The organism is Streptococcus sp. 1453, assembly GCF_013276955.1.
Taxonomy (GTDB): Bacteria; Bacillota; Bacilli; order Lactobacillales; family Streptococcaceae; genus Streptococcus.
Map to the genome: position 1 here is coordinate 399,229 of NZ_VMLZ01000005.1, position 15,150 is coordinate 414,378.

A 15,150-nucleotide genomic window follows, 5' to 3' on the forward strand; every position below is an offset into this window, starting at 1 on the left:
ATTTCTTGTACACTACACTTAGTATCAATCATATTTTAAAAAATCCTTGGATTTTCCAAGGATTCATTTTTAAACTTTTTTAGCTTTAGCCATATAGAACAGTTGGAGTAAAATACCAAGGATAGCCATGCCGATAACGATAAAGAAGGCCATTGTATAATCTCCTTGGTTTGCCTGTGCAAGACGTGCTCCTAACTGAGGACCAGCAATAGCAGCTACGCCATAAGCAGTAAACATCCATCCATAGTTTGTCCCTACGTATGTAACTCCCCAGTTTTCAGCAGTAATTCCTGGGAATGAACCTAGGAAACCTCCAAATGACAAGGCAACCATCATAATTCCAAGAATGGCCAAGATGCTTCCAGGACCTTTGAATAAGGCTGTGAGCAACAAACCAGTAGCAACCGCTCCAAACATGGCAATAACAGTAGGATAGCGACCAATCTTATCAGATACCGTACCCCAGAAGATACGACCAAATGTATTAGCGATAGATACCAGCATAACGAATAGTGTAGCTTCTCCTACAAGTTTATACTGGTCAGAAATTGATGCTGCAGTACCGATAATCATCATTCCACCAGTAGCACCGAGAACGTAAATCAACCATAGAAGCCAGTAATTTCCATCACGAAGCATTTCTTTGTAAGTTTTACCTTCTGGTTGAGCTGCTCCAGATGCCGGCGCTGCTGCAGGAGCTTTCTCCATTACCAATGAAGAAGTACAAATAACAATTAGAAGAATGATACCTAATACTTTGAATGTTGAGTAAACACCCATAGAAGCAATCAAAGCTTTGGCAACTGGACCGATAATGAGCGGGCCTAACCCGAAACCTGCTGCTGTCAAACCACCAGCTAAACCTTTTTTATCTGGGAACCACTTAGTGGCAACTGAAGTAGATGCTCCATAAGCTGAACCAATACCAAGTCCTAGGACAACCCCGTAAGTGAGGTAAAGGACTGGAAGAGAAGTAGCAAATCCAGTAGCAAACATACCAGCACCGAAGAGAATACCACCTAGGAATACAAATTTCTTAGGTCCTGCTGAATCAACCTTAGGACCGAAAATAATCATACCAACAGGTACCATTGCAAAAGAAATACTAAAGGCCAAAGAAGTTTGGGCTTGAACCCATCCTTGACTAGAATTGGTTTCTAGCAGCGCCTTTTGAAAGACTGACCAGGCGTAACCAGCACCTAGAGATAGATTCGTTAAAATGGCTGCTGCCAAAATTAACCATCGATTGGGTGTTTTTTTCATTTGAATAACCTCATGTAAAATTTCTTGTTCCTAAAAAGAATAAAGAACAACTTTTATCATTTTTTCACCTACCTCGTTTAAATTGATCATTGTATAAATTTTTAAGTATATAGAACTGTGTAAATGACATACATCTATATACGACTGCTTAAAAATTTGTATCTATAGATCTCTTAAATCAGAACAAGATGAATTTTCACAATGTTAAGCGCTTTCATTGCACTCTTATTATAAGCTACTTTATTCTAAAAATCTACTTAATAAAAATTAATAAAGATATAAGAAATTTTAATATTTTAATCACCTGTTATCATTTTAATATTGTTTATATCATCTAATTCGGATAATTATCTAAATAAGGTAAAAAACCACTGCCCTCCCCAGACCAACCTGAGGAAAGCAGTGATTCTTATTTTAGGAGTTAGGAATGAATGTAAGGAGCTACATTTGACGTTACTATACTAAAAATCAAAAACAAGGTGTAATCTTTATTGAAAACGACCATAAAGATAACCACTTAAACACTAAGTACACCTTCCTACAAGTCATCCTTTACCTCCAATCTCTCTAAAACAAACCATTTTAATAACCAAAACCCGACAACATAGCCAGCCCCTAAGAATATAGCTATAAAAGCTAGCATGGGATTCAGAAAAGAAAAAACCACTACAGATACAAAGGTTAGCACAAAAACATTAAATGCAATGGTGTCAGAAGCCAAGACTAGAATATAGGGTGTCAACCAGTCTAAGATTTTTGAATATGGAAAAAATAAGTGTTTATACATGATACGTTCCTATACAGTATAGAGAGTATAAGCGCAAAGAGATACTCAGATTAATAATTCTATATCCTAACTAAATCCTCTAATGTGGCCATAAAACTGAAGCTGCCGCCCCACCAGCTGCACAAATTAAATAAATCTGCGGAGTTGGGAAGGGGATTGTCTGTGCACAAAGCGAAAGCCCCTCAACTGCACCACCTACTCCACTTAAAAATCTGTCTACAAGTTGTTTATCACCAGCTGTTATCATTGTTAATTTTTCATCGGATAAAATGATAAAATTATTTACTGATTGTTCCATTCTTTTCACGCTTTCTTTGTTAAATTAATTTGGCTAGTAGACAAAAGATAAACTAAGGCATTAAAGACAATGAAAATATTTCCATAAAGTAAAATCAGTCTCTCATCCAAACCAAGATAAAGTTTTACCGCCAAAAAGATGAGCAAAAGAATTTGAAACCATAACGTTTTTCCAAAAATAAATTTAAAGCGTTTTTGAATGTCTGCTTCCTTGATTTTTACCGCCAAACCTTTATTAGCAAGAAGGAAAACTCCTGCTTCAAATAAGCCACTGTAGAGAACAATCCACCCAATCGATACATTCGAGATTTTCAAAAATGTACCTAAAAGAATATCCAAAACACTACTCAAGAAAATAATAAGAAATAATCTGTATTTCATATAAATCACCTCCTTTTACTACTATTTCCAATCTACTATATCGCTAAAAGTTTAACTTGCTCTAAAAGCTCCCCAAGCCGCTGTACAAAACTGTGCTCCTAAAACCCCTCCGGCAAGAGTTCCCACAACTGGGATAACACTCCCCAGAGCTGCACCTCCTATTGTACAAATTCCTAATGCTTGAACAACTTCTCCAGCCCCTACTTTATCTCCACCTTCAACACGAGCAAGCATTTCATTATCCATAACAGAAAATTGTGACATTGTTTTTGTATTCATGATGAATACCTCCTTTTTATTTTTAATTTTTATCTTGTTGCAACCTTGACAACATCAATATATCATAATTAACTGATATCATTTCTTTAAAATCATAAAATGTCTTTTTTTCATCACGAAATGTTTTTCATAAATTTTATCAAAGACCAAAACTAATATATACTATCGTCAACTATAAAAATCAATGGTTCATCTTACTTAATAAAAATTACTGTTCATGACAATATAAATACCGTTTACGATTTAGCAAGAAGTTTTTTAGTAAAGTTTGGCATAATAGAGCTATCCACTATATGAAAGGAATTGCCAATGACTTCTTATAAACGTACATTTGTTCCTCAAATAGATGCTAGAGACTGTGGTGTTGCTGCCTTAGCCTCGATTGCTAAATTCTATGGTTCAGATTTTTCTCTAGCTCACTTGAGAGAACTTGCAAAGACCAATAAAGAAGGGACGACTGCTCTTGGCATTGTAAAAGCCGCTGATGAAATGAGCTTTGAAACAAGACCTGTTCAAGCAGATAAAACGCTCTTTGGCATGAGTGATGTCCCCTATCCATTTATCGTTCACGTTAACAAAGAAGGAAAACTCCAACATTACTATGTTGTCTATCAAACAAAGAAAGACTATCTGATTATTGGTGATCCTGACCCTTCTGTAAAAATCACTAAAATGTCAAAAGAACGCTTTTTCTCTGAATGGACTGGAGTAGCTATTTTTCTAGCTCCCAAACCCAGCTATCAACCCCATAAAGATAAAAAGAATGGTCTACTAAGCTTCCTTCCTCTGATTTTCAAACAAAAATCTCTCATTGCTTACATTGTTCTCTCAAGCTTATTGGTTACTATTATCAATATCGGTGGTTCTTATTATCTCCAAGGAATCTTGGATGAATACATCCCAAATCAGATGAAATCAACTTTAGGAATCATCTCAGTTGGTCTGGTTATCACCTATATCCTCCAACAAGTCATGGGCTTCTCCAGAGATTATCTCCTAACCGTTCTGAGTCAGAGATTAAGTATTGATGTGATTTTATCCTATATTCGCCATATTTTTGAACTTCCTATGTCTTTCTTTGCGACACGTCGTACAGGAGAAATCATTTCACGGTTCACAGATGCTAACTCTATTATAGATGCCTTAGCTTCTACCATTCTCTCTCTTTTTCTGGATGTTTCTATTCTGATTCTTGTAGGGGGAGTCTTACTGGCACAAAACCCTAATCTCTTCCTTCTTTCTCTTATTTCCATTCCTATATACATGTTCATCATCTTTTCTTTTATGAAGCCTTTCGAAAAAATGAACCATGATGTCATGCAAAGTAATTCTATGGTTAGTTCTGCCATTATCGAAGATATCAACGGGATTGAAACTATAAAGTCGCTCACAAGTGAAGAAAATCGCTATCAAAATATAGACAGCGAATTTGTAGATTATTTGGAAAAATCCTTTAAGCTCAGTAAATATTCTATTTTACAAACGAGTTTAAAGCAGGGAACAAAATTAGTTCTGAATATCCTTATCCTATGGTTTGGCGCTCAATTAGTCATGTCGAGTAAAATTTCTATCGGTCAGTTGATTACCTTTAACACACTTCTTTCTTACTTTACAACTCCTATGGAAAATATTATCAACCTCCAAATCAAACTCCAATCTGCGAAGGTCGCTAATAACCGCTTGAACGAGGTCTATTTAGTCGAATCTGAATTTCAAGTTCAAGAAAATCCTGTTCATTCACATTTTTTGATGGGCGATATTGAATTTGATGACCTTTCTTATAAGTATGGTTTTGGACGAGATACCTTAACAGATATTAATCTCACGATTAAACAAGGAGATAAGGTTAGCCTAGTTGGAGTCAGTGGTTCTGGTAAAACAACTTTAGCCAAAATGATTGTCAATTTCTTTGAACCCTACAAAGGGCATATTTCCATCAATCATCAGGATATTAAAAACATTAATAAGAAAGTCTTGCGCCGTCATATTAATTACCTGCCCCAACAAGCCTATATCTTTAATGGCTCTATTTTGGAAAACTTAACCTTGGGTGGTAATCATATGATTAGCCAAGAAGATATTCTAAGAGCTTGTGAATTAGCTGAAATCCGTCAAGACATTGAAAGAATGCCTATGGGCTATCAAACTCAGCTCTCTGATGGAGCTGGTCTATCAGGAGGACAGAAGCAACGAATAGCCCTCGCTCGTGCTCTTTTAACTAAAGCTCCTGTTTTAATACTAGATGAAGCTACTAGCGGTCTTGATGTCTTGACTGAGAAAAAAGTTATAGATAATCTTATGTCCCTAACTGATAAAACCATTCTCTTTGTAGCCCATCGTCTCAGTATAGCCGAACGAACTAACCGTGTCATTGTTCTCGACCAGGGGAAAATCATTGAAGTTGGTAGTCACCAAGAGTTAATGCAGGCGCAAGGCTTCTACCATCATCTATTCAATAAATAAGGAGAATGTCATGAATCCTAATCTTTTTAGAAGCGTCGAGTTTTATCAGAGACGTTACCATAACTATGCGACAGTGTTAATTATACCTCTTTCATTACTGTTTACTTTCATCTTGATTTTCTCCCTTGTTGCCACAAAAGAAATTACTGTTACTTCCCAAGGGGAAATCACCCCTACAAGTGTCATTGCATCTATTCAGTCGACCAGTGATAATCCTATCCTTGCTAATCATTTAGTGGCAAATCAAGTAGTTGAAAAAGGGGACTTACTCATCAAATACTCTGAAACAATGGAAGAAAGTCAGAAAACTGCCTTAGAAACTCAATTACAAAGACTTGAGAAGCAAAAAGAAGGACTTGGAATTTTGAAACAAAGCTTAGAAAAAGCGACTGATCTTTTTTCTGGCGAGGATGAATTTGGCTACCATAATACCTTTAGGAATTTTACTAAACAAGCTCATGATATTGAACTGGGTATCACAAAGACTAACACTGAGGTTTCAAATCAAGCCAATCTTGCCAATAGCAGTTCATCAGCTATTGAACAAGAAATTTCAAAAGTTCAACAGCAGATTGGAGAATACCAGGAGCTGAGTGATACTATCATAAATAAAAGGGCTCGCTTACCAACTGGCAATCCGCACCAGTCAATTTTGAATCGTTATCTTGTAGCCTCTCAAGGACAAACACAAGGAACTGCAGAGGAGCCATTTTTATCTCAAATTAATCAAAGTATTGCAGGTCTTGAATCATCTATCGCAAGCCTCAAAATTCAGCAAGCTGGTATCGGAAGTGTAGCAACTTATGACAATAGTTTAGCAACCAAAATTGAAGTACTCCGCACTCAGTTTTTACAGACAGCTTCTCAGCAACAACTAACTGTGGAGAATCAATTAACAGAATTAAAAGTACAACTAGATCAAGCCACACAGCGTTTGGAAAACAATACCTTAACCGCCCCAAGTAAAGGTATCATTCACTTAAACAGTGAATTTGAAGGTAAAAATAGAATTCCAACTGGTACAGAAATTGCTCAAATATTTCCTGTCATCACAGATACAAGAGAAGTACTAATCACTTACTACGTATCTTCTGACTATCTACCTCTACTAGATAAAGGACAAACTGTAAGATTAAAACTGGAGAAGATTGGAAATCACGGCATTACCATCATCGGCCAACTTCAGACAATTGATCAAACTCCTACCAGAACAGAGCAAGGCAATCTCTTTAAATTAACCGCTCTTGCAAAACTATCTAATAATGATAGTAAACTCATCCAATACGGCTTACAAGGTCGCGTCACTAGTGTAACTGCAAAGAAAACATATTTTGATTATTTCAAAGATAAAATTTTAACCCATTCTGATTAATTTTCAGATAACACTCTATAACTATTTATTATCTTATCAAAAAGGAGAATCATAACATGGATAAGAAACAAAACCTAACTTCATTTCAAGAACTAACAACTACTGAACTCAACCAGATTACAGGTGGAGGATTGTGGGAAGAGCTATATGAAACTATAACAACACCATTAAAATTACGGACTACTTTCAAACCATAAAAAATCTATAGAATTATAAAAACGCATAATATCAGATTTCAAAATGACTGATACTATGCGTTTTATCATGAAAAGATTATAGAAGATACAAGTCACCCATCCCCACCTATACTTCTATCTCTAAGACTTGTTTAAATCTAAAATTAGAACTTGTAGTTTTTAGAATGATATTTGGGTATTTTGTCAAAATACTATTAACATTAGACAAACCAACTCCTCTATTCTGCCCTTTAGACGACATTCCTCTCTCAAATATTTTTGTAACATCAATCTCTCTATCTAGGGTCGGATTTTGGATAATTAAAACTTGCTTATTACTTCTAATATCTTCAAAAAAACAAACACTTAGAGGTTCCTCGACAGTGGCGCTTGCAGCGGCCTCTATCGCGTTATCTAACAATATAGAAACAACTGTTAAAAAATCAATTTCCTCAATCTTTTTGATAACGATTGGTTTTTCTATTTCCAAAGAAACTGGCACTAGTAAACTCTGAGCCTCGGATAATTTTGAGATTAATAAACTCTTCAAGGATAAATCCTCTATATTTCTCAATCTCACTACATCAAATTTTGTATCTTTTAAATTTTTCCCTGAGTCTTTCAAGACACTGTCATAAATTTGAGCAACTAAATCAATATCTTTTCGGTCTATCCCTATCTTTAAACTTGTTAAGATATTTGCATAATCATGCCTAAAGCTTCTAACCTCTTGATAAAGTCCTTCTACTTGTTTACTATAGCTCTTAAGATTTTGAAGTTGAATCTCTTTTTGAAGTACTAAATCTTTTTGCAATTCCTCACGTACATTTCTGTCCAGTATATTGACAAAATAGATAAATAAAAAGAAATAGATTGCAGTTATAGCTCCTTGATAATGATTTACAGATAAATTCAGGCTGTTTTTAATGTAACCAATAAAAGGAATAAGGATAAAATAACCCAACATTGCAGCATTAGCAATCCTCATTATTTGATCCAGATGTTTATCCAACACTTTACTTCTTAAATAGCTAAAATCATACTGAAAAACTTTTATTATAAGCAAAGATAAGAGACTTGCTAAAATTGAGAAAATGGTAGCATCATAATAAACATATATTTCTGTTAAACTAGCAAAATTAGGAATAATAAAATCAACAAAAAAATCATAGATGATCGACCAAAATGTGATAGGAAACAGAGCATAAAAAAGTGTCGATATCAGACTGTATTTCTTTTTATCCAACAACAATGTATAGATAATAAAAAAGATGGGATAATCTAGTACTGTAATAACAACAGGGATATAGAACATCTTAATCAAGGTTAAAAGTAAAAACTCTAATAAAAAATAGAAAAACAATAACTCTAAAGATCTCTTTATAGTCAATTGATAGCCATAAATTTTTGCATGAAGAAATAAAAGTATGTAAAAATTCAAAGATACTAACACAAATGACATTTACTACTCCTTACTATCATGTAAATCTTTAACTATATTCAGCAATGCCCTCATTTTTAACCTAGATACTAGGCAACTTGACCCGTTCTTCAAATAGACTAGTTTTTCTTCCTTATCTATTGAAGAGATATTATAAGGATTCACAATAAAAGAACGATGACACTGAACCAATCTGGGTTCTTGCTTCAATATATCAGAAATTTTACCGTAAAATTCTATTCTTTCTCTCATAGAATAAAGAACTAGCTTATGAGGAATCATTGACGTTTCTATATAAAGCAAATCCGAAAATGGAACCTGAACGAGTGCTTTAGAATTTGTAAACACAAAAGAATCTTCAGTCATTAGTTGATGTTTATTCTTGTGAACATAAGCGATTGCCTTTTCCACACGTTCCCTAAAAGAGCTTTCAGGCAATTCCTTATCAATAAAATCTAAAGCTGATACTTGATATTGAAAACTAACAGGCATAAATTCTGAATGAGTTGTTACAAAAACAATGACTGCATTTGGATCTCTATCTCTGATTTCCAAAGCAATATCTAACCCTTTTCTAACATCGTTTTTAATTTCAATATCCAAAAAGAAAAGTTGATGACCTCCACGTTCCATCATATCTTCTAACAATTGATTCGGTTTACCATAAACACCACAGTGCTTTACTTCCCAACAATTCTTCTCTAAAATATCATACACCAGATTTTCCATCCTAGTCTGCTGTATAAAATCATCCTCTAATATAAAGATATTCATTTCTCGTCCCCTTTAGTATTTAACCATCTTTCTTTTACAGTTTTAAAATATCTTCTAGAGCAGATAATATCTGATACTCTTTCATCCATAAATAAAATGGTCTTCGTTTCATACTTCAATCCTATTACTTTGGATAAGTTAACAAGAAACTTTCTATGACATCTGAACAATTTACCCAGACTCATTTCCTCAACTCTAGCTAGGCTCATATACTTCTCAAATACTCCATCAGCTGTAATAAAAATAACAGCATGTGCCTTCGTAGGATGTGTTGTCACATAGTAAATCTTAGAATGAGGCACTTTAACAACTGCTCTGCCTTGGCTTAAAATATATTCTTGCATATTTTTCCTCCTTACTCTCCTATATCATATCAAAACTAGTATCCTATGATGGAAAAAATCTTAAAAGGTATCTGAGTTATCATAAATGGTTATTTTTCAACATTTCATGCTAACAGTTATACAATCTAAGATTTCGACATCTTCTATCGGATGTTTTTGATATGATAGAGCAAGAGGAGAAATATGGATACAATTCAAATTCTACATTTTTCATTATTAGGATATATCATCACAAGTGACATCAATTCTTATATTAAAGAAAACTTATCCACAAAAACGAGAATTATAGTTTCTAGGCATATCATCTATTCCTATAACACTACTACCTATTTTATCATAAAATCAATGTTTTTATCTTCAGATACAATGTATTCTTATATAGAAGATATACGACTCCGTTCTGAATTTGCCAACATTATCATCATAGGAAGTTACATTGATTATGATAAACTTTTCCGTAGTCATTACAGAATATTCGGTGTCATTGATACAGCTAGAAATCATTCTTTACAATCTATACGACAAGAAATTCACTCATATTTAGATGGTATTTATAACAACCTGAAATAAATTAGGTTTGGTAGTCTTTATACATTTCCTCAGCATACATGGCTTCAACAACTTTCAAAAAATCACTGCCTCCCCCAGATAAGCCTGAGGAAAGCAGTGATTCTTATTTTAGGAGTTAGGAATGAATACACGAAATCAATTTAGCTGATTATTTTTTGTTTTTCAAGAATTCATCGTATTGTTTTTGCATTTCGTTCAATACTTTTTCGTAGGCACCTTCAGATTTCAATTTTTCCATCAATTCTGGAATCGCTTTATCTGGGTCTACAGTACCAGTGTTGATAGCTGTATCGAATTGTTGCATTGTGTTAGAAATAGCTGAGATTTCAGATTTCACATTGTCAGTATTGAAGATAAATCCAAGCGCTGGAGATTCTTTAGCTTCTGCCAATTCTTTCTTAGAATCTGCAATTTGTTGATCTGTAACGTTTTCGTTGATGTAAAGGATCCAGTTGTTACCAGTGTTCCATCCACCCATGTGAGTGTTTCCTTTGTAGCCATCAAGAACGCGAACACGGTTTTCTTTACCTTCAATTTTTTCCCAGTTCTTGCCTTCTGGACCGTAAACAAGGCCGTTCAAGAGTTCTGGGTTCGTATTCAAGAGGTTCAACACTTCCATTGATTTTTCTTTGTTCTTAGAGTTGTTTGAGATGACAAAGTTAGCAACTTGTGTTGTTTGGTTTTTCTTGATGAAGTTAGTAATTGGTTTGATTTGGATATCTTTGTTGGCAACACGTGAAAGCAAGCTGTTACCGTAGTCAGCTGGTCCTACTGTTTCTTCACGAACGAACCAAGTATCTTGTTGAAGGTCAAATGAAGTATCGCTTGTTGCTACGTCTTTTGGAATGTAGCCAGCTTCATAGAATTTGTGAAGAGTCTTCAAGTGTTCTTTGAAACGAGGCACTTCGTAACGGTTTACAACTTTAGTAGTATCGCCTTCAAGGTCAATAACGAATGGAAGACCGTTTGCTACTGGGTAGTCAAAGTTATCAGATGGGATGAAAACTTTACCAATAGCAAATGGTACTACGTCTGGAGCTTTTTCTTTGATTTGTTTCAAGACTGGCTCAAGAGTTTCGTAAGAAGTAACACCTGAAATATCGATACCATATTTGGCAAGGAGAGTTCCGTTGAAGGCAAAGTTTTGAGATGATGCAACGTTGGCTGCAACTGGAACAGCGTAAATTTTACCGTTTACAGTATTACCCTTGATATAAGCTGGGTCAAGTGCCTTGTAAAGGTCTTTACCTTCTTTTTTGTACAATTCTGTCAAGTCAGCATAAGCACCTTTTTGAGCATTTACAATATAGTTATCTGCAAAGGCAATATCATAGTTTTCACCAGATGATGTGATAACTGACATTTTCTTACCATAGTCACCCCAGCCAAGGTATTGGATATCCAATTTGGCACCAATTTTTTCTTCGATGATTTTGTTGGCATTTGCTAACAATTCATCCAAGTTGTCTGGTTTGTCACCGATTTGGTACATTTTGATAACAGGTTTGTCACCTGAATCAGCAGCTTTTTTGCTGTTACCTGTCAAATTTCCACAAGCAGCAAGACCTGCAGCCAAAGCGACTACACTAGCAGATGCAAAAGCATATTTTTTCCAGTTTTTCATGATAAAAACTCCTTTTTTTATTTTTAAACTTATAAACAATGTAATGATCTTATACTCAATGAAAATCAAAGAGCAAACTAGGAAACTAGCCGCAGGTTGCTCAAAACACTGTTTTGAGGTTGCAGATAGAACTGACGAAGTCAGTAACATCTATACGGCAAGGCGACGTTGACGCGGTTTGAAGAGATTTTCGAAGAGTATTAACTTCACACAAGGGAAGTTGGGAACTGAGAAATGTTCTTTCTCAATAAGCACTATTCTTTCACACCACCGATAGTCAAACCTTTTACAAAGTAGCGTTGGAAGAATGGATACAAAATCGCGATTGGAAGGGTTGCAACCACAACCATGGCCATACGACCTGTTTCTTTCGGTAGAGCAACTCCCAGTTGACCAGTCAAGCCGACCGCTTTGGCGATGTAGTCCATATTTTGTTGGATTTGCATGAGCAAATATTGCAATGGATACAAGTTGTCACTCTTGATGTAAAGAAGGGCGTTGAACCAGTCATTCCAGAAACCAAGTGCTGTCAAAAGCGTGATGGTTGCGATACCTGGTAGTGACAATGGCAAACAGATTTGGAAGAAAATCCGAGCCTCACTAGCACCATCGATACGAGCCGATTCGAGAATGGCTTCTGGAATGGTCTTCTTGAAGAAGGAACGCATCAAGATGATGTTAAAGGGTGAGAGAAGCATTGGAACAATCAAGGCCCAAACAGTATCCCCAAGCTGAAGCACACGAGTCACCATGATATAACCTGGTACCAAACCAGCGTTGAACAACATACTGAGCAGAACGAAGATGGTAAAGAATCTGCGATACTTAAAGGTTGTCCGTGAAATAGCGTAGGCATAGGTTGTTGTGATAAAGACATTTGTAAATGTCCCAACTACGGTTACAAAGACAGAAATGAAGAGGGCTTGTAAGATTTTATCCTTAAACTGTGCCAAGAACTCAAAACCGTCTAATCCAAATTGGGATGGGAAGAAGCTGTAGCCGTATTGGAGGAGGCTTTTCTCGTCCGTCACTGAAATAATGATAACGAATACAAAAGGTAGGATACAAGAGAGGGCAATCAAACCCGAAATGATACTGAAGAAGATATCTGCTTTCTTACTGAAGGAGTGAATGCCGACATTATCAATTTTTTCTTTTTTAATTTTCTTTTCTGCCATATTCTCCTCCTTTTAGAACAAGGCTGAGTTTGGATCAACTCGTCTTGCCAGTAAGTTTGATAGAACCACCAGAATCAAGCCGACTACTGATTGGTAGAGACCTGCTGCTGAAGCCATCCCGATATCCGCTGTCTGGGTCAAACCATTATAAACATATACGTCCAAGACGTTGGTTACGTTATAAAGCTGACCAGCATTGTGAGGGATTTGATAGAAGAGACCAAAGTCTGCACGGAAGATATTTCCGACTGCAAGGATGGTCAATACAGTTACCAGCGGTGTCAACTGCGGAATGGTTACATTGCGAATCCGTTGCCATTTGCTGGCTCCATCTACTGTCGCTGCTTCGTAGTAGGTTGGATCAATTCCCATGATTGTCGCATAGTACATAACACTGCTATATCCAAAACCTTTCCAAATACCTAGGAAAAGTAGGAGATAAGGCCAAATTCCCAAATCAGCGTAGAAGTTGACTTCTTTGAGACCAAGACTTTCCAATAAATGATTGAACACCCCTTTATCAATATTTAGGAAGGCATCTGTAAAGAAACTGATGATAACCCAAGACAAGAAGTAAGGGAACAACATAGAAGTTTGGAAAATCTTCACCATTCTCTTGGAACGGAGTTCACTGAGGATAATGGCAATCCCTACAGATACAACCAAACCTAGAAAGATAAAGCCAAGATTGTAGAGGACCGTATTTCGTGTGATAATAAAGGCGTCTCTTGAACTAAATAAGAATCTGAAATTATCGAGTCCGACCCATTTACTATTTATGATACTATCTATGAAACCATTACTGGTCATGTGGTAGTCTTTGAAGGCAACCACGTTCCCAAATACTGGAATGTAGAAGAATAGAATCAACCAGAGTGCCCCTGGCAAAACCATCAAGAGAAAAATCCAGTTGTCTCTCAAGGTTTTTGAAAACTTATTCATAATTTCCTCCCTTTTTATTTGATATCCATCTAAAAATTCTTTTTTAGACTTTTGATAACGATTACATTATTAGTATACTCCTATTTGCAGATTAGGTTAAACTCCTAATTATAGAAAAAACTCCACAAATTATGTAGCAGATTTAAAACTTTATCACCACTATCAAACAAATGTCCTAAATCAATTGTTTATTTTATCTCTATTTGCACCGTGATGGCGTCACTCTGTTATAAGCGTCCAATAACGGGGTATATTGAAAAATCTCCAGACTAGAGAACTCACGGATAGTTCCTAATCTGGAGATTTTTAATATGTTATTAGGCGTTTGCTTTCAACTTAGCAATAACCTTTTTAAGATTATCAATCAACTCTGCTTCAGTATGCTCAGAGCCTTTTTCATCTGCCAAGAAGGAAACTGCTTTTTGAAGTTCTTCTTGAGAGTTTTCAAGGACATCCTTATCTACTGTTTCAAGGTTTGAGTCTTTAAGAAGTTTACTTAATTCCTTGGCTAATTTCTCGAGTTCTGATTCTTTGTTGCGACGAGCTAGGAGGAAGAAGAGGAGACCTAAAAGCACTAGGATACTTGCTGCAATAATCCCTACTGGGACTTGAGTTTGGGCTACAGGCTTATCTGCTTCTGGTGCTGACTCAGAAACTTTTTGTTCTCCAGCCTTCGTTGCTGACTGACTTTCCTTAATGGACTCTAGGGAAGCAATCGCATCTCTGACTGTTTGCAAGATATGGCGCAACCCTTGCTCTGTCAAACTATCATCTGCAAGAGCTTTATTAGCCTCTGCCAAAACCAGACGTGCTGAATCTGTGGTAGGATTCGATACACCTGTCAATGCTCTCAAAAGATTTTCTAAGGTTTGAGTCTGCTTACTTAGTTCTGACTTATCTAAAGTTCCTTGACCCTGAGTTACTGAACGAACAGTATCATCTGCTCTATTCGCTGTATTTACACTAGGTTCCGTAGTTGTCACTGGAGCTACAGACGAACGAGCAGTGGTTGTTGAGCCACTGTCAGAATCTGGAGCATCTGCTACAGAATTTGCTTGTCCACTATCTGATGGACTTGTTGGAACAGAAGGACTTGCTGGTTCTGTAGTGTTCACATCACCAGGATTTCCAGGTTGATTTCCATCGAAATCACTAGGTACTAGACTATTAGTATTTCCATTGTCTGGCACTGGGATAGGACTAGGAATTGGAAGCGGTCTATATATAGGCATTTGCGCACTACCTGTTCCACTCAAGTC

At 36.1% G+C, this 15,150-nt stretch carries 16 protein-coding genes; 4 read left to right on the forward strand and 12 right to left on the reverse strand.

Features of this window, described 5'->3' with window-relative positions; all coding sequences use genetic code 11:
- Window positions 1-69 precede the first annotated feature (69 nt).
- The 5 genes from HW098_RS05470 to HW098_RS05490 form a co-directional block, all read right to left on the reverse strand.
- Window positions 70-1,263 (reverse strand): OFA family MFS transporter, encoded by a 1,194-nt coding sequence (locus tag HW098_RS05470; protein WP_176139504.1) that lies wholly within the window; start codon window positions 1,261-1,263, stop codon window positions 70-72.
- A gap of 538 nt (window positions 1,264-1,801) precedes the next feature.
- Complete coding sequence (gene blpZ, locus HW098_RS05475; RefSeq protein WP_112444786.1) at window positions 1,802-2,050, reverse strand: immunity protein BlpZ; 249 nt, start codon at window positions 2,048-2,050, stop codon at window positions 1,802-1,804.
- Between the two features lie 79 nt (window positions 2,051-2,129).
- Window positions 2,130-2,348 carry a hypothetical protein gene (locus HW098_RS05480; RefSeq protein WP_112444784.1) on the reverse strand — a complete coding sequence of 73 codons (219 nt, stop codon included), beginning with the start codon at window positions 2,346-2,348 and terminating at the stop codon, window positions 2,130-2,132.
- 5 nt (window positions 2,349-2,353) lie between these two features.
- Window positions 2,354-2,728 (reverse strand): immunity protein, encoded by a 375-nt coding sequence (locus HW098_RS05485; RefSeq protein ID WP_112444782.1) that lies wholly within the window; start codon window positions 2,726-2,728, stop codon window positions 2,354-2,356.
- 51 nt (window positions 2,729-2,779) lie between these two features.
- On the reverse strand, window positions 2,780-3,007 hold the full coding sequence (locus tag HW098_RS05490; protein ID WP_164226314.1) for a Blp family class II bacteriocin: 228 nt from the start codon (window positions 3,005-3,007) through the stop codon (window positions 2,780-2,782).
- A gap of 309 nt (window positions 3,008-3,316) precedes the next feature.
- Here HW098_RS05490 and blpA point away from each other — a divergent pair, with 309 nt between their 5' ends.
- From blpA to blpC, 3 genes are read left to right on the forward strand one after another with little or no spacing between them, the layout of a single operon-like run.
- Window positions 3,317-5,470, forward strand: a complete 2,154-nt coding sequence (gene blpA / locus HW098_RS05495; RefSeq protein ID WP_176139505.1) for a peptide cleavage/export ABC transporter BlpA — start codon at window positions 3,317-3,319, stop codon at window positions 5,468-5,470.
- Window positions 5,471-5,480: 10 nt separating this feature from the next.
- Window positions 5,481-6,842: a bacteriocin secretion accessory protein gene (locus tag HW098_RS05500; protein ID WP_176139506.1), complete on the forward strand. Its 1,362-nt coding sequence runs from the start codon at window positions 5,481-5,483 to the stop codon at window positions 6,840-6,842.
- 56 nt (window positions 6,843-6,898) lie between these two features.
- Complete coding sequence (gene blpC / locus HW098_RS05505; RefSeq protein WP_173249818.1) at window positions 6,899-7,039, forward strand: quorum-sensing system pheromone BlpC; 141 nt, start codon at window positions 6,899-6,901, stop codon at window positions 7,037-7,039.
- Window positions 7,040-7,145: 106 nt separating this feature from the next.
- Here the strand turns inward: blpC and HW098_RS05510 are convergent, their stop codons facing one another.
- The 3 genes from HW098_RS05510 to HW098_RS05520 are packed head-to-tail and all read right to left on the reverse strand — an operon-like array spanning window position 7,146 to window position 9,577.
- The gene (locus HW098_RS05510) at window positions 7,146-8,480 is read right to left on the reverse strand and encodes a GHKL domain-containing protein (RefSeq protein WP_173249819.1); all 1,335 of its coding nucleotides are present in this window, start codon (window positions 8,478-8,480) and stop codon (window positions 7,146-7,148) included.
- A 3-nt stretch (window positions 8,481-8,483) separates the two neighbouring features.
- On the reverse strand, window positions 8,484-9,233 hold the full coding sequence (locus tag HW098_RS05515) for a response regulator transcription factor (RefSeq protein WP_173249820.1): 750 nt from the start codon (window positions 9,231-9,233) through the stop codon (window positions 8,484-8,486).
- Window positions 9,230-9,577: a LytTR family DNA-binding domain-containing protein gene (locus HW098_RS05520; RefSeq protein ID WP_173249821.1), complete on the reverse strand. Its 348-nt coding sequence runs from the start codon at window positions 9,575-9,577 to the stop codon at window positions 9,230-9,232. The genes HW098_RS05515 and HW098_RS05520 overlap by 4 nt, the downstream gene beginning before the upstream one ends.
- 183 nt (window positions 9,578-9,760) lie before the next feature.
- Here HW098_RS05520 and HW098_RS10510 point away from each other — a divergent pair, with 183 nt between their 5' ends.
- Window positions 9,761-10,147: a hypothetical protein gene (locus HW098_RS10510; RefSeq protein WP_240149459.1), complete on the forward strand. Its 387-nt coding sequence runs from the start codon at window positions 9,761-9,763 to the stop codon at window positions 10,145-10,147.
- 148 nt (window positions 10,148-10,295) lie between these two features.
- Here HW098_RS10510 and HW098_RS05530 read toward each other — a convergent pair whose 3' ends face one another.
- From HW098_RS05530 to HW098_RS05545, 4 genes are all read right to left on the reverse strand, one after another.
- The gene (locus tag HW098_RS05530; RefSeq protein ID WP_172931476.1) at window positions 10,296-11,771 is read right to left on the reverse strand and encodes an ABC transporter substrate-binding protein; all 1,476 of its coding nucleotides are present in this window, start codon (window positions 11,769-11,771) and stop codon (window positions 10,296-10,298) included.
- 254 nt (window positions 11,772-12,025) lie between these two features.
- Window positions 12,026-12,949 carry a carbohydrate ABC transporter permease gene (locus HW098_RS05535; protein ID WP_000818348.1) on the reverse strand — a complete coding sequence of 308 codons (924 nt, stop codon included), beginning with the start codon at window positions 12,947-12,949 and terminating at the stop codon, window positions 12,026-12,028.
- A 12-nt stretch (window positions 12,950-12,961) separates the two neighbouring features.
- Window positions 12,962-13,891: a sugar ABC transporter permease gene (locus HW098_RS05540; protein WP_007284784.1), complete on the reverse strand. Its 930-nt coding sequence runs from the start codon at window positions 13,889-13,891 to the stop codon at window positions 12,962-12,964.
- Between the two features lie 317 nt (window positions 13,892-14,208).
- Window positions 14,209-14,466 carry a hypothetical protein gene (locus HW098_RS05545; protein ID WP_078748276.1) on the reverse strand — a complete coding sequence of 86 codons (258 nt, stop codon included), beginning with the start codon at window positions 14,464-14,466 and terminating at the stop codon, window positions 14,209-14,211.
- Window positions 14,467-15,150 lie beyond the last annotated feature (684 nt).